Source organism: Bradyrhizobium sp. Arg816 (assembly GCF_029989365.1).
GTDB lineage: Bacteria > Pseudomonadota > Alphaproteobacteria > Rhizobiales > Xanthobacteraceae > Bradyrhizobium.
Map to the genome: position 1 here is coordinate 293,555 of NZ_JAPRAQ010000009.1, position 17,818 is coordinate 311,372.

16 protein-coding genes and 1 pseudogene are annotated in these 17,818 nt (G+C 61.9%); all 17 read left to right on the forward strand.

Translation table 11 applies throughout. The features are described from left to right. Positions 1–278 precede the first annotated feature (278 nt). The 17 genes and pseudogenes from OWC48_RS23545 (at position 279) to trbL (ending at position 17,734) form a co-directional block, all read left to right on the forward strand. The gene (locus OWC48_RS23545) at positions 279–743 is read left to right on the forward strand and encodes a DUF2840 domain-containing protein (protein WP_282522080.1); all 465 of its coding nucleotides are present in this window, start codon (positions 279–281) and stop codon (positions 741–743) included. Then, positions 740–1,267, forward strand: coding sequence for a S26 family signal peptidase (locus OWC48_RS23550; protein ID WP_282522124.1), 528 nt, complete (start codon positions 740–742; stop codon positions 1,265–1,267). Before OWC48_RS23545 ends, OWC48_RS23550 begins: the two co-directional genes overlap by 4 nt. A gap of 179 nt (positions 1,268–1,446) precedes the next feature. Then, complete coding sequence (locus tag OWC48_RS23555) at positions 1,447–2,148, forward strand: lytic transglycosylase domain-containing protein (RefSeq protein WP_282522081.1); 702 nt, start codon at positions 1,447–1,449, stop codon at positions 2,146–2,148. A gap of 193 nt (positions 2,149–2,341) precedes the next feature. Further along, positions 2,342–3,431: pseudogene (locus OWC48_RS23560) on the forward strand (IS110 family transposase). A 505-nt stretch (positions 3,432–3,936) separates the two neighbouring features. Continuing rightward, positions 3,937–4,476 carry a transposase gene (locus OWC48_RS23565; RefSeq protein WP_282522082.1) on the forward strand — a complete coding sequence of 180 codons (540 nt, stop codon included), beginning with the start codon at positions 3,937–3,939 and terminating at the stop codon, positions 4,474–4,476. Between the two features lie 162 nt (positions 4,477–4,638). Next, positions 4,639–4,977, forward strand: coding sequence for a transposase (locus OWC48_RS47200; protein ID WP_368860671.1), 339 nt, complete (start codon positions 4,639–4,641; stop codon positions 4,975–4,977). 569 nt (positions 4,978–5,546) lie between these two features. Continuing rightward, on the forward strand, positions 5,547–7,310 hold the full coding sequence (locus OWC48_RS23575; protein ID WP_282522084.1) for a VirD2 family relaxase/mobilization nuclease: 1,764 nt from the start codon (positions 5,547–5,549) through the stop codon (positions 7,308–7,310). 36 nt (positions 7,311–7,346) lie between these two features. Then, positions 7,347–9,335, forward strand: coding sequence for a conjugal transfer protein TraG (locus OWC48_RS23580; protein WP_282522085.1), 1,989 nt, complete (start codon positions 7,347–7,349; stop codon positions 9,333–9,335). A gap of 6 nt (positions 9,336–9,341) precedes the next feature. Further along, the gene (locus tag OWC48_RS23585) at positions 9,342–9,767 is read left to right on the forward strand and encodes a CopG family transcriptional regulator (RefSeq protein WP_282522086.1); all 426 of its coding nucleotides are present in this window, start codon (positions 9,342–9,344) and stop codon (positions 9,765–9,767) included. Positions 9,768–9,899: 132 nt separating this feature from the next. Continuing rightward, on the forward strand, positions 9,900–11,228 hold the full coding sequence (locus OWC48_RS23590; protein ID WP_282522087.1) for an MFS transporter: 1,329 nt from the start codon (positions 9,900–9,902) through the stop codon (positions 11,226–11,228). 229 nt (positions 11,229–11,457) lie between these two features. After that, on the forward strand, positions 11,458–12,372 hold the full coding sequence (trbB, locus tag OWC48_RS23595) for a P-type conjugative transfer ATPase TrbB (protein ID WP_282522125.1): 915 nt from the start codon (positions 11,458–11,460) through the stop codon (positions 12,370–12,372). Between the two features lie 46 nt (positions 12,373–12,418). Then, positions 12,419–12,700: a TrbC/VirB2 family protein gene (locus OWC48_RS23600; protein WP_282522088.1), complete on the forward strand. Its 282-nt coding sequence runs from the start codon at positions 12,419–12,421 to the stop codon at positions 12,698–12,700. After that, positions 12,700–12,963 carry a VirB3 family type IV secretion system protein gene (locus OWC48_RS23605; protein WP_282522089.1) on the forward strand — a complete coding sequence of 88 codons (264 nt, stop codon included), beginning with the start codon at positions 12,700–12,702 and terminating at the stop codon, positions 12,961–12,963. The genes OWC48_RS23600 and OWC48_RS23605 overlap by 1 nt, the downstream gene beginning before the upstream one ends. Before the next feature lie 10 nt (positions 12,964–12,973). Continuing rightward, positions 12,974–15,415 (forward strand): conjugal transfer protein TrbE, encoded by a 2,442-nt coding sequence (gene trbE / locus OWC48_RS23610; RefSeq protein WP_282522090.1) that lies wholly within the window; start codon positions 12,974–12,976, stop codon positions 15,413–15,415. Further along, positions 15,412–16,140 (forward strand): P-type conjugative transfer protein TrbJ, encoded by a 729-nt coding sequence (trbJ, locus tag OWC48_RS23615; RefSeq protein WP_282522126.1) that lies wholly within the window; start codon positions 15,412–15,414, stop codon positions 16,138–16,140. Before trbE ends, trbJ begins: the two co-directional genes overlap by 4 nt. Beyond that, positions 16,140–16,508, forward strand: coding sequence for a putative entry exclusion protein TrbK-alt (trbK-alt, locus tag OWC48_RS23620; protein ID WP_282522091.1), 369 nt, complete (start codon positions 16,140–16,142; stop codon positions 16,506–16,508). The genes trbJ and trbK-alt overlap by 1 nt, the downstream gene beginning before the upstream one ends. Beyond that, complete coding sequence (gene trbL / locus OWC48_RS23625; protein ID WP_282522092.1) at positions 16,505–17,734, forward strand: P-type conjugative transfer protein TrbL; 1,230 nt, start codon at positions 16,505–16,507, stop codon at positions 17,732–17,734. The genes trbK-alt and trbL overlap by 4 nt, the downstream gene beginning before the upstream one ends. The last annotated feature ends 84 nt before the right edge of the window (positions 17,735–17,818 follow it).

Genomic DNA, 17,818 nt, shown 5'->3' on the forward strand with positions numbered 1-17,818 from the left:
GGGACCATAACCCTCGTGCCATCAGGGACCGGATCCTCGTGCTATCGGGGACCGAATTTGGACCTAAGCCCTTATTGCCCAAGGTGCGGCCGTAACTCTACTAACCAGAAATCCTTCGGATTTCTTCTAACGGATCGCGCAACTCGCGCCGCTGGGGACAACAACCAACAGCCATCCGCGAGTTCTGCGTCGCCTCGCTGTCAATGGTGGCGACGACGCGCTGTCGCCATCGCGCTCCAGCCACGCAATCGAAACATCTCTCAAGCTCCTGGTGTCTCATGAGCGATCTCACCGAAGTCGAACTCCTCTGGCTCGAGAAGCGCATTGAGAACCGCATCCGCTTTGGGCGTGCCGTCACGGAAAAAATCCTCGATCGTCGCCGACGGCTGCTGTCGTTTGCGCCGGGCAGCATCTTTGCGTTCGTCCGCTGGACGTCGAACGACTTCGGAACGGCGATCTCGCGGATCGACATTCTGCGCGCGGTCGCGCCGGGCCAGCGATGCTCCACCGTGCCCTATGTGAAGCCGGGTGGTGAGATTATTCTGCGGCTGTCCGGCTGGCCAAAGGTCGAGCGGGTGCTTCAGCTGATCGATGCCGTCGAAGCACTGGACATCAATCCGGCGGACGCTGCGCACGAATATTGGCATCACGTTCACAACCGCCTGTCCGTCAACGAAAACCCGCGTCCTTACACGAAAGGGCGTCATCAGGCATGGCTTCACCGGCAGAGGGTCATGCGATGATCAGTCGGTGGAAAACGTTGACCACGATGCTTGCCGGTGCTGCCGCCGTCATCTCGCCGATCGTTCTAGAGATCACGCCGGCCTACATCTGGAATGCATCCGAGAGTGTGCCGATCGGACTGTATCGTTTGCAACTCGCGGACACCCTGTTCGTGACGGAACTCCTCGCCGTACAGCCACCGGAGCCGCTCGCCACCTTCCTCGATCTGAACGGCTATCTGCCAGCCGGATTGCCGATACTCAAACGCGTGCTGGCGCTTCCCGGGCAGATCGTTTGTCGAAGCGGGCTCACCATTTCAGTTGACGCCATCGAAATGGGCGAAGCCCGAGATCGCGATGGCCGCGGTCGGCCGCTCCCGAAATGGCAGGGCTGCCGTGTCGTTGGGGAGGGCGAACTATTCGTCATGAACTGGCAATCCACCAACTCGTTGGATGGCCGCTACTTCGGGTTCTTGCCGGCGTCGGCCGTCATTGGCCGTGCACTGCCAGTGTGGACCTGGGAGGAGTGTCCGTGCGCGAATTGAGCATCCGATCTGCCTCGCCTCTGTTCGACCGAGTGCGGCACCATTCCCCCGCCCCGACTAACGATTGCGCAGGCGCCGCGCGCCGCGGCGGTCCAGGGCGGCCGAAAGGCCAACGCGAAGCGTCTTTACCCTGGACGGGCGCGAGCACGGCGGCACACTTGCGTTTGTTCGAGAGTAGCTTGCGCGCTGTCGTGCCGGTGTTCGTTGCGCTGGCCGTGAGCAACGCTACTGCTGTCGCCGAGACACGACCCGCGGAGCCCACAGCGAGTTATCGAGCTGGCGATCCATTTGCGGAGTTCGTCGAGGAGGCCTCGCGTCGCTTCGGCGTCCCGGTGCACTGGATACGCGCAGTCATTGACGTCGAAAGCGCCGGAGACGTACGCGCAAGGTCGCCGAACGGCGCCATGGGGCTGATGCAGATCATGCCGGAGACGTGGGCAGAGCTACGCCTGCGGTACGACCTCGGCAACGATCCCTACGACTCCCACGGCAACATTCTTGCGGGGACCGCGTACCTTCGCGAACTGCACGACCGGTACGGTTCACCGGGCTTCCTTGCTGCCTACAACGCGGGACCTGCTCGCTACGAAGAGAATCTCGCCGGCCATTCTTTGCCAGCTGAGACCCAGGCCTATTTGCAGAAACTTGTGTCGGTGGTCGGCAGCGACATCGCGGGTTCCAAGGCAGTTGCGAATCTGCGGCCATCGGCAGCGGCGCTTTTCGTTGTGCGGCCTGAAAACTCAAAGACCGCTGCGCGGCTGCAGTCTGGGCGTCCGGCGAACCGGGATCCGACGGCTGCCTCGGTTCGCGACATCTCGGCGATTGTGCCACAGGCAACCGGGTTGTTCGTCGCGAGATCCGATGCGGGAGACCCGCGATGACTGAATGCGCAAGCTGGCATGCATTGGCGTGCTCTGGAGAACAATGGGCGGAGTGGGGAGATCAGTGGGGAGACACGACAGCAGGACTGCCGCCCGTAATCGGTCTGCGCCCGGAGTTGCGGCCACAGCGCAAGTGGTCTGCGCGATGAATGACGCGCACAGTGCGCCGCCTCAGCAACGCGGGAGGCGTGTGATGGAATTCTTCTGTGGTTTGGATGTCGGCATTGACGAGACGGCAATCTGCGTGGTGGATGACAAGGGCAAGGTGGCGCTGGAGGTTGCGGTGGTGACCGATCCGGACGCGATCAAGGCGGCGTTGACGCCGTATCTCGGCCGGCTGCGGCGGCTCGGCCACGAGGCGGGCTCGCCGTCGCGCTGGCTGCATCCGGAACTGCTCAAGCTCGGCCTGCCGGCGGTCTGTCTGAAAACCTTCCACGTCCGCGCGGCGCTGAAGGCGCAGCGCAACAAGACCGACCGGACCGACGCGCTCGGCCTGGCACATTTGATGCGCACCGGCTGGTTCCGAAAGGTGCACATCAAGAGCGCGGCGTGCTACCGGCTGCGGCTGTTGTTGACGCACCGGCGCAATCTGAAGCGCAAGTTTGTGGATCTGGAGAATGCGATCCGGCATTCGCTGAAGGTGTTTGGCATTCGCCTCAGCCATGTTGGCCGCGGCGGATTCGCGCAAGCGGTGCGCGAGGCGGTGGCGGGCGATGCGCTGGTCAGCGAGCTGATCGACGCCATGCTGAACGCGCGCGCCGCGCTGTGGAAGGAGTATTGCCGGCTGCACGATCTGGTGGTCAAGCTGGTCGCCGGACATGAGCTGTGCCGGCGCTTCATGCAGATCCCCGACGTGGGGCCGGTGGCCGCCCTGAGCTTCATGACAGCAGTCGATGATCCTTCGCGCTTCAAAAGGTCGCGCGATGTGGCGGCGTATTTTGGCCTGACCTCGCGGCGCTGGCAGTCCGGCACGTCGATCGACGTGCAGGGGCGGATCAGTAAGGCGGGCGATGCCGACGTGCGGCGGGCGCTCTATGAGGCGGCCAGTGCGTTGCTGACCCGGTTCAAGCGCAAGGACAAGGTCAAGACCTGGGGGCTGGCGATCGCCAAGCGCACCAGCCACCGCAAGGCGACCGTGGCGGTGGCGCGCAAGCTCGCGGTGATCATGCATGCGATGTGGGTCGATGGCACCTTTTTACTGCGGCGATCCGGCGGCCTCGCAGGCGGACGTCAGTGCACGTGCCGCCGTCAAGGAGCGCAAGCTGCTCGGCGCCCATGCATGACCAGAACACAGATGTGACGGATCCAAAGACACGATGAGCGCAACAGTTTGAACACGGAGCTCCGCGACAGCGGAAGAGACCTGGTGCAGATCAACGACGACGGAACGCACGTTATCTTGCCTGTGGCCACGCACGTGACGTGCAAGCTGGACCACGCCGGACTGCCTGTGATGTGGCTCCGTCATGCCGATGGAAAATTGCGCCGCGACGGCATTCCCGCTGCCCTGCTGCAGCGACGTTACGCCGTCGATGAGCGCGGAAGAGTGCACGGCGCACCGGGCCTCGCGGCTGTGGTGGCGCATCGTGTCCAGGCGTGGCGCAGAGGGCCTTGTCGCAACAGAGAAAGGAAGCGAGAATGGGTGAGATCAAGCACAAGCAACGACCGATTAAGAGGGCTCTTCAAATCTGGCTTCGAGATACCGGTGCACGGCGATAACACAGTCGTGGCCGGATCCGGGGTCTGGTGCAACGACTTAAAAGGTTGTTGCCACAAGGGAGAGCTCCGATGAAACTCTACATTGGATTGGACGTCGGTCTAGAAGAAGCCAGCCTTTGTATCGTCGATGGCGAGGGTCTCACGGTTAGCGAAGTGAAGGTCAGCACGGAGCCGGAGGCGATCCGCTCAGCTGTGGAGAGCTACGCGGATCGCCTCGATAGAGTGGGAGTCGAGGCGTCATCGCTTGGTATCTGGCTCTATCGCGAATTGCAGCCAGCCGGGCTTCCGATCATCGTCGTCGAAGCGCGCCACATGCGCGTTTCGCTGTCGACAATGCGTAACAAGACTGACCGGAATGACGCGCGCGGCATCGCGCAGATGATGCGGCTGGGCTGGTACCGAGCCGTCCACGTCAAGAACATCGAGATGCAGAAAATGCGCTCGCTACTGGCCAACAGGAAGCTCCTCAAGCGCAAGCTGATCGACCTTGAAAACCACATTCGTGGCACGCTGAGGGCGTACGGTCTGATGGTTGGCGCGGTCGGCCGCGGGGGATACGAAGCGCGGGTCCCGAGCTCATCGAGCACAGCGATCCGGTATTTTCCATGATGATTGAGGCCATGTTGGACGTGCGCCGAGCGATCTTCGAGGGCTACGAACGATTGCATAAGGTGCTCCTGCAGGTCGTCCAGCATGATGCGATTTGTCGTCGGTTGATGACCGTACCTGGCGTCGGTACCGTTGCCGCCCTTTCGTTCAAGGTCGGTGTTGATGACCCCTCTTCGTTTCGCGCGATCTCGGACAGTTGGCGCGCATTTTGGCCTTACGCCAAGGCGACACCAGTCGGGAACATCAATCGACTACGAGGGTCGAATTACCAAACAGGGCGACGTCAAGGTTCGCAAGGCGCTCTGCGAGGCAGCAGCAAGCCTGCTGCTGCGGGTCAGGAAGTGGTCGGCTTTGCGGGCGTGGGGCCTGCGGATCGCCAAACGGTCGAGCATGCTGTGCGCGATCGTCGCGGTCGCACGCATGCTTGCGAGCATCCTGCACAGGATGTGGGTCAATCAAACCGACTTCCACCTTGGGTTTGGCGCCAAGGTCACACGGTGATTGCGTTTGAAGCCTGCGCAGTAATTGCTGCGGGGACGCAAAAGATTAGTGCTGGTGTTACAGCCGGCATGTCGAGAAGGAGCAACCATTAGAGATCCGCGCGCGCGGTGAGCGTCTCCTGGCGGGGCCGCGAAACGGGGAATGTCCGCTATCTCTCGCCTGCTGCCATCTTCGTGATGAGATCGCCAGACTGCTTGGACAGCCCTGTTTACGAACCTGATGAAGAGCATGCGACGGCTGAAGTGCTGAACGCGAAGGAACGCATGGACCCCGCCTGGTGAATGCACGTCGCGTACGTGGCCGCGGTGAAGTGTGCGTTGTTGGTGCAAGGAGTCGGTAATGGTCGAAGTTGGAAGAGTCGAAGAAAAGCGTAGGAATGAGTTGACTTTGAACGCCCGATTAGGAAGGCGAGATAAAAGGGGCTCGCCGGTCGAACCGCAAGCCATTGGCATGGCTTGGGTTCTACCGTGCCGGTCGGTCGGGACGCGTGCCGCGCCTTGCATTTTGAGCAATGTAATCAAGGACCTTTTCGGCACCGTAGGCGACTTTGCGCAACTCGAGGCCCGGCCATGACCGTAGGCGACAGCGATCTGCGTGTTCGGCCCGGGCGCATTGGCAGCACCCGCGCACCTAAACAGAAGAGTTTCATCAACCAGGTGCTGCGCGCCGCGAAGAAGGCCGGGCACACCTCTAATCAGTCTGCGATTGGTAGGCGATCCACGGCTTATGGGCGCTCGACGTTTGGCCGCGGCAGGCTTGCGTTTAGCCGCAGCCGGTTGTTCAGCCCGACGCGGCGCGTCGTGGTGAAAGCGCGCGTTGTTCGCCACAAAGGGCTAGCGTTCCGCTCAGCACCGTTGTCGGCTCATCTCTCGTATTTGAAGCGCGATGGCGTGACTCGGAGCGGCGAGCGGGCCGAAATGTTCGACGCCGGGAGCGACCGTGCCGACAGCGCGGCTTTTGCGGAGCGGTGCGAGGACGATCGGCATCATTTTCGGTTCATCGTCTCGCCCGAAGATGCCGGCGAGATGACCGACCTCAGGGCGTTCACCCGCGACCTCGCCAGGCAGATGGAAGCCGATCTTGGCACGCGGCTCGATTGGGTGGCCGTCGATCACTGGAATACGGACAACCCTCACGTCCATGTTCTCGTTCGGGGAGTCGATGAGGAGGGGGCTGATCTCGTGATTTCCCGCGACTATATCAGCCGAGGTCTGCGCTCACGCGCTGAGGAACTGGTCGCGATCGAACTGGGTCCAAAACCGGAGCATGAAATCCGCAATTCGCTAGAACGGGAAGTCACGGCGGAACGATGGACGCGGCTCGATCGGGAGATCCGACTGGCGGCAGATGAGACCGGCTCTATCGATCTTCGACCAGAGAACCCCGGCCAGTCCGATCCCGAGATCCGGCGCCTAATGGTCGGTCGCCTTCAACACCTGGAGAAGATGGGCCTTGCCGCATCCGCCGCACCGGGGGAATGGTTGGTTGGGCTCGAGGCCGAGCGGAGCTTGCGCGACCTTGGCATGCGCGGCGATATTATCAAGACCATGCACCGCGCCTTTACCGAGCGTGGGGAAGCGCGCGGCGTGGCCGACTTCGTCGTCGAGGGTGGACAGCCGACGTCCGAGATCATCGGACGGCTGGTCGACCGTGGCTTGCATGACGAACTGACTGGCGAGGCCTACGCCCTGATCGATGGAACCGATGGGCGCGCGCATCACGTGCGCTTCCGAGGGGTCGCGGCCTTCGAACAGGCGCCACCGGTCGGAGGCATTGTCGAAGTCCGACGCTTCGGTCAAGCCGGCGATCCGCGGCCGACCATGGTGCTCGCGACCCGCTCCGATCTCGATCTCGGTAGCCAGATCACGGCACGAGGCACGACCTGGCTCGACCATCGGTTGGTTGAACGGGACCCCATGCCGCTCGCCATGGGCGGGTTCGGCCGCGAGACCCGAGACGCCATGGAAGCCCGTACCGAGCATCTGATCCAGGAGGGCCTGGCGCGGCGACAGGGTCAACGCATCATCCTGCAGCGCGACCTCTTGAACACGTTGCGCCTACGTGAACTAGACGAGGTGGCCGCAAAAGTCACGGCCGACACCGGCCTGCCTCATGTGAAGCCCGCCTCCGGGGAGCATGTGGCGGGCACGTATCGTCAACGTCTGACGCTCACCTCGGGACGCTTCGCCATGATCGACAATGGGCTCGGCTTCCAACTTGTGCCCTGGTCGCGCGAACTCGAGAAGAGGCTTGGCCAACACGTCACCGGCGTCGTGAAGGACGGCGGTGGCATCGAATGGGGCCTTAGTCGCAAGCGCGACCTCGGCCTGTAGCAACCTCGTCAATTCAGTTGCGGAAGGGCGTTCGGGATGTCCGGAACCAAAATCCTCTGGGGACAGGTGATCGTCGTCGGCCTGATCGTTTTGCTGGCCATCTGGGGAGCAACCGAGTGGACGGCTTGGCGGCTCGGCTGGCAACCGGAGCTCGGGCGGCCCTGGTTCGAGTTGTCGGGCTTCAAGGTCTATTACCCGCCCGTTTTCTTCTGGTGGTGGTTCGTCTACGACGCCTATGCGCCGCAGGTCTTTGTCGAGGGTGCCTTCATCGCGGCGTCGGGGACCTTCGTTTCGATCGCGGCGGCGATCGGCATGTCAGTGTGGCGGGCGCGCGAGGCCAAGAATGTCGAGACCTATGGTTCGGCGCGCTGGGCTGATGCGGAGGAGGTTCGAGCGGCGGGATTACTCGGTCCGGACGGTGTGGTGCTCGGCAAGCTCGATCGCGACTACCTCCGCCATGACGGACCGGAGCACGTCTTGTGTTTTGCACCCACCAGATCCGGCAAGGGCGTCGGTCTTGTCGTACCCACGCTGCTGGCTTGGCCCGGCTCGGCCATCGTTCACGACATCAAGGGCGAGAACTGGCAACTGACCGCGGGCTTTCGCTCGCGGCATGGCCGCGTTCTCTTGTTCGACCCCACCAACCCGAAGTCGTCAGCCTACAATCCGCTCCTCGAAGTCCGGCGCGGGGAATGGGAGGTGCGCGACGTCCAGAACGTGGCCGACGTCCTGGTCGATCCCGAAGGCTCGCTCGACAAGCGGAACCACTGGGAGAAGACCAGTCATTCCCTCTTGGTCGGTGCCATCCTCCATGTCCTCTATGCCGAGGTCGACAAGACCTTGGCCGGCGTCGCAGCTTTCCTGTCCGATCCGAAGCGGCCGATCGAGGCGACGCTGAAGGCGATGATGACCACGCCGCACCTCAGCGAGCAGGGTGCTCATCCTGTGGTCGCCTCGACCGCGCGCGAACTCCTCAATAAATCCGAGAACGAGCGGTCCGGCGTCTTGTCCACCGCGATGTCGTTTCTCGGGCTTTACCGCGATCCCGTCGTGGCCCAGGTGACCTGTCGCTGCGACTGGCGGATCGCCGATCTGATCGCAGACCGCCGCCCTACGACGCTTTACCTGGTGGTGCCGCCGTCCGATATCTCGCGGACCAAACCATTGATCCGTCTGGTGCTGAATCAGATTGGACGGCGCCTGACCGAGGACTTGCACGCCCGCGACCGCCGGCATCGAGTCCTGATGATGCTTGACGAGTTCTCGGCACTCGGGCGGCTTGATTTCTTTGAGTCCGCGCTCGCCTTCATGGCGGGGTACGGCATCAAGAGTTTCTTGATCGCGCAGTCGCTCAATCAGATCGAGAAGGCCTACGGGCCCAACAACGCCATTCTCGACAATTGCCACGTCCGCGTCAGCTTCGCGACCAACGACGAGCGGACCGCCAAGCGCGTGTCCGACGCGCTCGGCACGGCGACGGAGATGCGGGCGATGAAGAATTATGCCGGTCACAGGTTGAACCCATGGCTGGGGCACCTGATGGTCTCGCGTCAGGAGACGGCGAGGCCGCTGCTGACCCCGGGCGAGGTCATGCAGCTTCCGCCGGCGGACGAGATCGTCATGGTGGCAGGGATGGCGCCGATCCGGGCGAAGAAGGTCCGCTACTACGAAGATCGGCGGTTCACCGAGCGGGTTCTGCCGCCGCCCGATCCGGCGAGCGCCAGCCGATCGCAGCGAACCGATGGATGGTCAGCGCTCGGACCGCTGAAGCCGACGGCAGGTCCGACTGACAAAGCTGCGGAGGCCGAGGAGGACACGGCGAACAGCGGGCTCCGTCGTGAGCCGGAACTCCCCGATCACGTCGCGATCGTCAAGGAAACGACCGAACCGACGCCGGCAGAGGAATTTGCCGCCGTTCTTGATGATGACGACGATGCGGTCCGTCAGTCCCGGCTCATACGCCAACAAATGCGCGGTGTCGCCCGTCAAGTCGCCATGGACCCGAATGACGGTATGGAGCTCTGAGGCAATATGCGTGACCGGATGAACGTCTACTTCCCGCCCGAGCTTCTGAAACAGATCTCCGAGCTTGCCGATCGGAAGAAGCTATCCCGGTCTGCGATCGTGGAAGCGGCGGTTGCTTCGTTTTTGTCGCCGGATGGAGCGGACAGGCGGGAGGCGGCGTTTACCCGTCGCCTGGATCGGCTGTCGCGTCAGATGCAGAGGCTGGAACGCGACGTTGGTTTGACGGCGGAGACCTTGGCCCTGTTCATCCGTTTCTGGCTGACGATCACGCCACCACTGCCCAACGACGCGCAGGCGACCGCGCAGGCAAAAGGCCGGGAGCGATTTGAGGGATTTGTCGAGGCGCTTGGGCGCCGTTTGCAAAAAGGGCAAAACTTTCTGCGCGAGATTCCAGAAGATATCCGCCGTCAGGAACCGGCCGAAGAAACCTGATTGAACCACGTAGCGAGACCATTGCGCCGGTCCTTCTTTTTCTACGCCAGCCTACGACCGCAGCGATTTAGCCGAACTGACAAAAGCTGGACGCGCTATCGGCTCGAGCGAGCTGAGAGCAGAGGGGCCAGCATGCAAATCTCAACAGCATGGCGTCGAATCGCGCGCGTTTTTCTTCCTTTTGTAGCTGGGTACTATCTCTCGTATCTGTTTCGAACGATCAACGCTCTGATCGCCAGCCATCTCAGCTCGGATACCGGGGTTGGGGCTGCCGATCTCGGGTTGCTTACGTCAGTCTATTTCCTTGTTTTCGCAGCGGCGCAGATTCCCATCGGTATATTGTTGGACCGCTTTGGTCCGCGTCGCGTCCAGAGTGTTCTGCTCTTGGTCGCAGCAGCGGGCGCCGGATTGTTCGCGGTATCGACCGGCTTCCTGTCACTTTTGATCGCGCGTGCAATGATCGGGCTTGGTGTAGCGGCGGCGCTCACGGCAGGACTGAAGTCCATCATCCTTTGGTTCCCCAGGGAGCGAGCCGCCCTACTCAACGGCTACATGATCGCGCTGGGGTCGCTAGGAGCGGTGACCGCTACGGCTCCCGTCGAACACCTGCTCGCTTGGATGGGCTGGCGGCAGCTCTTTGAGATCCTGGCGGCCGCTACCGGTGCGACGGCCATTCTCATCTACGTCGTAGTGCCTGAACGAGGCATTGCCCCATCAACAGCGTCCACCAACCTCAGCTCAGTTTTCAGAGACCGGCGCTTTTGGCGAATGGCCCCGTTGTCGGCGACTTGCGTTGGATCGGCCTGGTCCCTGCAGGGATTGTGGGCATCGCCGTGGCTGACGGACGTAGAGGGGCTTGATCGCGCAAGTCTCGTCAGACAGCTTTTCATGATGTCCATCGCATTGAGCGGTGGCGCCTGGCTGTTCGGCATGACCGTCCACTACGTCAAACGAAGAGGAATCGGGGCGGAGACGATATTAGCGATAGTTGCAGTTCTGTTCATCGCAGCTGAATTAGCCTTGATCCTGCGAGCGCCTCTGCCGTCCATCTTGCCATGGTCCCTTGTCGCAATTGTCGGAACGGCAACCGTGGTCAGCTTCGCGGTGATAGCGGATTACTTCCCGCCGGAGCTTGCCGGTCGTGCCAATGGAGCCTTGAACGTCTTGCACTTTGGTTGGGCATTTCTGGCACAATACGCGACAGGCCTGATCCTGGAGCAATGGTCTGCGAATGATGGCCATAGACCCGTCCAAGCCTATCAAGTCGCGTTCGGTCTCAACGTGGCGCTGCAGATCGCGGCGTTGGTCTGGTTCGCGTTGCCTTGGCGCGGATCCGTCGCTTCAGGGATGAGTTCGATCCTCTTCTTCAAGCCGGCTGATGCTTCCTTCGTTGGCGAGTCAGTTGGGTTGTATGAAAATTCGGTCATCCTCTTGCCCGCGGATGACAATGCGGAGTGGTGAGCAGCGATTCGCGGCGAACGGATATAATTAAGTAGCCGTCAAATGCCAGTTCTCAGTCTTCCTTTTTCTACGCCAGCCTACGATCACCGAAAGCGCTTGTTGCGCCAAGTCCATTGGTGCCTTTTCTAATGATCCCCATCTGAGCGCGCTCTTTGAGCGTCCTCATTAGGTGGGGCGAACGGTGGCAATCCATTCCATTCAATCGGAAGCGAGTTCGCGCGGCGCGCGAATGCTGCGCAGCGCGCTTGGCTCTGCGATTGCCGGCTACCTCGAAGACGAATCGATCATCGAGGTGATGCTCAATCCGGATGGGCGGTTGTGGATCGACCGGTTGTCGAATGGCCTGATCGACACAGGCGAAACACTGTCGGCGGTGGACGGCGAGCGCATTGTTCGTCTGGTAGCGCACCACGTAGGTGCGGAGGTGCATGCCGGCGCGCCGCGGGTCTCGGCCGAATTGCCTGGGACCGGCGAGCGCTTCGAAGGTCTGTTGCCTCCGGTCGTTGCGGCACCGGCCTTTGCGATCCGCAAGCCCGCTGTCGCCGTGTTTACGCTCGACGACTACGTCGGCAGGGGGATCATGACCTCGGAGCAGGCCAAGATCCTGCAGAACGCGGTTGCCGCACGGAAGAACATTCTGGTCGCCGGCGGGACATCGACCGGCAAGACAACATTGACGAATGCGCTCCTGGCCGAGGTGGCAAAGAGTTCCGATCGGGTCGTGCTGATCGAAGATACGCGCGAACTGCAGTGCAAGGCGCCCAATCTCGTGGCTTTGCGGACCAAAGATGGCGTGGCCACGCTATCGGATCTCGTTCGTTCCTCGCTGCGACTGCGTCCTGACCGCATTCCGGTCGGCGAAGTTCGCGGTGCCGAAGCACTCGATCTGCTCAAGGCCTGGGGCACAGGCCACCCCGGCGGCATTGGGACCATTCACGCGGGCAGTGCGCTAGGTGCGTTGCGGCGGCTCGAGCAACTCATCCAGGAAGCCGTCATCACGGTTCCTCGCGCTTTGATCGCCGAGACCATCAATCTCATCGCCGTGCTCGCGGGGCGCGGCGCCGACCGTCGCCTCGCAGAACTCGCCCTCGTCACGGGACTTGGACCCGCCGGCGACTACAGTCTTTCATCAGCAGGAGACTGACATGCGTCCGCAATTTCGCTTTCGTCGAGATACCGCTTCACTAGCCATGTCCGGGATGGTTCTTTTGGCGTCGGCGCCGGCATGGGCTGCCGGCTCGAACATGCCGTGGGAACAGCCGCTCAACCAGATCTTGCAGTCGGTGGAAGGGCCGGTCGCCAAGATCATCGCCGTCATCATCATCGTCGTGACGGGGCTCACGCTCGCGTTCGGGGACTCGTCAGGTGGTTTCCGCAGGCTGATCCAAATCGTGTTCGGTCTGTCGATCGCGTTTGCCGCCTCGAGTTTCTTCCTGTCGTTCTTCTCCTTCGGCGGCGGCGTGGTGATCTGATGGATGAACCGGTCAAAGGCTTTGTCGTGCCCGTTCACCGCGCGCTCACTGAGCCAATCTTGATGGGCGGGGCGCCGCGGTCGGTTGCAATTGTCAACGGCACGCTTGCGGCAGCCCTTGGGCTCGGACTGAGGCTCTGGATCGCGGGTCTTGTCCTCTGGTTCATCGGCCACATGGCCGCCGTCTGGGCCGCCAAGCGCGATCCCGCCTTTGTCGACGTGGTGCGCCGACACTTGCGCATTCCCAGCCATCTTAACGTCTGAGCACTTGATCATGATGAATCTCGCCGAATATCGCCATTCCGACACTCGTCTTGCCGACTTCCTGCCTTGGGCAGCCTTGGTCGATGAGGGAATTATCCTGAACAAGGACGGTTCGTTCCAGCGGACGGCAAAATTCCGGGGACCTGACCTCGACAGCGCAGTGCCGGCTGAACTCGTCGCTGTCGCCGGTCGTTTGAACAATGCCATGCGTCGCCTGGGATCTGGCTGGGCCGTCTTCGTTGAGGCGCAGCGTCATTTTGCGGGGACCTACCCGCCTAGTTCCTTTCCGGATGTCGCGTCTGCGCTGGTCGACGCGGAACGCAGGGCTCAGTTCGAGGAGGCGGGTGCCCATTATGAGTCCAGCTACTTCCTGACCTTCCTCTACCTGCCTCCAGAGGAAGGGGCCGCCAGGGCAGAGCAACTGCTCTACGAGGGACGCGATCGGACCGTTGGAGCGGACGCGCGCGAGGTCCTCCGCGGGTTTATCGACCAGACCAATCGTGTGCTTCAGCTCGTTGAAGGGTTCATGCCGGAATGCACCTGGCTCGACGATCAGGACACGCTGACCTACCTGCACTCGACGATCTCGACCAAGCGTCACCGTGTTCGCGTGCCCGAAATTCCGATGTACATCGATGCGCTGTTGGCAGATCAGCCGCTGACCGGCGGGCTAGAGCCGATGTTGGGCTCAGCCAATATTCGGGTCCTGACGATTGTTGGCTTTCCGGGCGCCACGACCCCGGGGATCCTGGACGACTTGAATCGCCTGCCATTCTCTTATCGTTGGTCGACTCGCGCGATCATGCTCGACAAGACCGACGCCACCAAGCTTCTGACCAAGATTCGGCGGCAGTGGTTCGCCAAGCGAAAGTCGATTGGCGCCATTCTCAAGGAGGTCATGACGAACGAGGCGTCGACGCTGCTCGATACCGACGCACACAACAAGGCGCTTGATGCCGACGCGGCGTTGCAGGAACTAGGGTCGGATCAGATCGGGCAAGCTTTTGTTACGGCGACCATCACTGTTTGGGACCGTGATCCCAACGCTGCCGATGAAAAGCTGAGGTTGGTCGAGAAGGTCATCCAGGGTCGCGATTTCACCTGCATGATTGAGACGGTGAACGCCGTCGAAGCCTGGCTCGGCAGTCTGCCGGGGCACGTCTACGCCAATGTGCGGCAGCCTCCGATTTCGACCCTCAACCTCGCCCATATGATTCCGATGTCGGCCGTGTGGGCCGGCGAGGCGAGGGATCGGCACTTCAAGGGTCCGCCACTCCTGTTTGGCAAGACCGAGGGATCGACGCCGTTCCGATTCTCGCTTCACGTCGGCGACGTCGGCCATACCCTTGTGGTCGGACCGACGGGGGCTGGCAAGTCGGTACTCCTCGCTCTGATGGCGCTACAGTTCAGGCGTTATCCAAACTCTCAGGTCTTTGCGTTCGACTTCGGTGGTTCGATCCGGGCGCCCGCTCTCGCCATGGACGGTGATTGGCACGATCTGGGCGGGGCATTGTCTGACGGAGGTGAGCAACCCGTTGCGTTGCAGCCGCTGGCTTGGATCGACGATCCTTCCGAGCGCGGATGGGCCACGGAATGGATCTGCGCAATCCTTGCGCGGGAAAGGGTCGAGATTACCCCGGAGGTCAAGGATCATCTGTGGTCGGCGCTGACATCTCTCGCTTCGGCGCCGAGGGAGGAACGGACCCTCACGGGCCTGTCCGTGCTGCTTCAATTGAACTCCCTGAAACGCGCCTTGCAACCTTATTGCCTCGGCGGTCCGTCCGGGCGCCTGCTCGATGCCGAATTCGAGCGCCTAGGCGAGGCCTCGGTCCAGGCGTTTGAGACCGAAGGCTTGATTGGAACAAGCGCGGCACCGGCTGTGCTGGCGTACCTCTTTCATCGCATCGGGGACCGTCTCGATGGGCGGCCGACACTTCTGATTGTCGATGAGGGTTGGCTTGCCCTCGACGACGAGGATTTCGCCGGCCAGCTCCGGGAATGGCTGAAGACGCTTCGGAAAAAGAACACGTCTGTCATCTTCGCGACCCAGTCACTTTCGGACATTGATGGCTCTGCGATTGCGCCGGCTATCATCGAAAGCTGCCCAACGCGCCTGTTGCTCCCGAACGAACGGGCGATCGAACCGCAGATCACTGCCATCTATCGCCGCTTTGGCCTCAATGACCGCCAGATCGAGCTTCTGAGTCGGGCAACGCCAAAGCGCGACTACTACTGCCAGTCGCGTCGCGGCAACCGGATGTTCGAACTTGGCCTTGGTGAGGTTGCGCTCGCATTTATCGCAGCCTCTTCCAAGACAGACCAGGCCACCATCACGCAACTCATCGCCGAACATGGACCCGACGGCTTCGTGCCTGCGTGGCTCCAGCATCGTGGCGTCGCCTGGGCGGCAGATCTGATCCCCAATCTCGTCAATCTGGAAAAATCGCTATGAGACCTCTTGGCCTATTGGCGACCACGGCCGCCTTCGCGCTGCTGCTTGGCGTTACGCTGCCCGCACGGGCGCTGATCGTCTTTGATCCCACCAACTACGTCCAGAATGTCCTTACGGCCGCGCGGGAGCTCCAGCAGATTAATAATCAGATCACCTCGTTGCAGAACGAGGCTCAGATGCTGATCAATCAGGCAAAGAATCTGGCAAGCCTGCCGTATTCGTCGCTGCAGCAACTGCAATCCTCGATCCAGCGCACGCAGCAATTGCTGGCGCAGGCCCAACGCATCGCATACGACGTGCAGCAGATAGATCGCGCCTTCGCGACCAGCTACGCGCCAGCGACCAGCAGCCAATCGAACCAGTTACTAATCTCCAACGCTCAGTCGCGTTGGCAGAATTCCTATGCCGCGACGCAAGATGCGCTTCGTGTCCAGGCCGGCATCGTTGGCAACCTCGACACCAATCGCATCCAGACGTCTGCCCTCGTAACCTCGAGCCAGAGTGCCAGCGGCACCTTGCAGGCAACTCAGGCCGGCAACCAGATCCTCGCGCTTCAAGCGCAACAACTTGCCGATCTCACAGCGGCCGCGGCGGCACAGGGCAGGGCGCAGAGTCTTGAAGCCGCTCAGCGCGCCTCGGCTCAGGATCAGGGACGAGAACAGCTTCGGCGCTTCCTGACACCAGGGCAGGGCTATCAATCCTCCAATGTGCAGATGTTCCACTGATGACCGACATAAGGGCATTCAAGGCGCTGTCGCTGCTTACGACAATCGGCCTAGTGGCCGTAGCGGCCTGCACGATTCAGCTGCGTGGCCGAGACGAATCTGGGTCGGCGCCGAAGGCGGAGCAGACGACCGATGCAGCCAACGCCGACCTCGTACGTTGCCGCGGCGTCACTCCGGAGGAGACGGCAGGCTATCGCCACTGCCAGCAGATTTGGGCCGAAAACCGGCGCCGCTTCCTTGGCAGGAAAGACGGCGTCGGAGCTCCCGGCCACGATGACTCAACCAGCTCGATAACTGCCCAAAAGGATCAAAGCCGGATCCCGCAGGGATATCCGAACCCGGCGACACCCGAGGCGAACAAGCCATGACTGGTACGGCGATCATCGACCAGTTCCTGGAAACGTTCACGCGTTATATCGATAATGGCTTCGGGCTGCTGGAGAGTGATGTCGGATATCTCGCAACGACCCTTGCTGCGATCGACATCACGCTCGCCGCGTTGTTCTGGAGTTGGGGAACTGACGAGGACATCATCGCGCGCCTCGTCAAGAAGACGCTCTTCGTGGGGGTCTTCGCCTACCTCATCGGCAACTGGAACAGCCTGGCGCGCATCATCTTCGAGAGCTTTGCCGGCCTTGGGCTGAAAGCATCCGGCACAAGCCTGTCCGCATCCGACTTCCTTAGACCGGGAAAGATCGCCCAAGTCGGACTCGATGCCGGCCGACCATTACTCGATTCGATCTCGAATCTGATGGGCTACATCAGCTTCTTCGAGAACTTCGTGCAGATCGTTGTTCTCCTGTTCGCTTGGGTCGTGGTGCTACTTGCCTTCTTCATTTTGGCGATCCAGCTCTTTGTCACCCTGATCGAGTTCAAGCTCACGACGCTCGCCGGCTTCGTGCTCATTCCCTTCGGACTGTTTGGCAAGACTGCCTTCGCGGCAGAGCGGGTCTTGGGTAACGTCATCTCTTCAGGGATCAAGGTCCTGGTCCTGGCCGTCATCGTCGGCATTGGCTCGACCCTGTTTTCGCAGTTCACCGCTGGCTTTGGCGGCGCTCAGCCGACCATTGAAGACGCGATGACCTTGGTCCTTGCCGCACTATCTTTGCTGGGCCTCGGTATCTTTGGTCCCGGAATCGCGAACGGCCTGGTGTCGGGCGGACCCCAACTCGGCGCCGGGGCCGCGATTGGAACTGGCCTTGCTGCCGGCGGCATTGTAGCGGCGGGCGCGGGTCTTGCCGCCGGAGGCGTTGGTCTAGCTGGCGGCGCGATTGCTGGCGCCGCGCGCGGTGGCGGCGCTGTCATAAGCGGAGCATCAGCCGCCTACCGCAGCGGCGGCCTTGCCGGCGCCGCGGAGGCCGGCGCTTCCGCTGCCATGAGCCCGTTGCGTCGTGCAGCGGCTGCGCTCGGCGGAGGTGGGCAGGCCGGCGCGCAGGCCGCCAGCACTTCGGCCGAAGGGCAGCCCGATTGGGCGCGGCGCATAAAGCGAGCCGAGACTATTCGACACGGTGCGTCGGCAGCCGGGCACGCGATCCGCTCAGGCGATCACGGTGGCAGCGGCTCTTCCGTCGATTTGTCTGAAGGAGAGCGCTGACACGCCGCCATTGCACCTTCGCTATCCGCTGCGCGGGCGTCTCAAACGCGGACACCGCTCGACTCGAAACCGATCACTTGATCT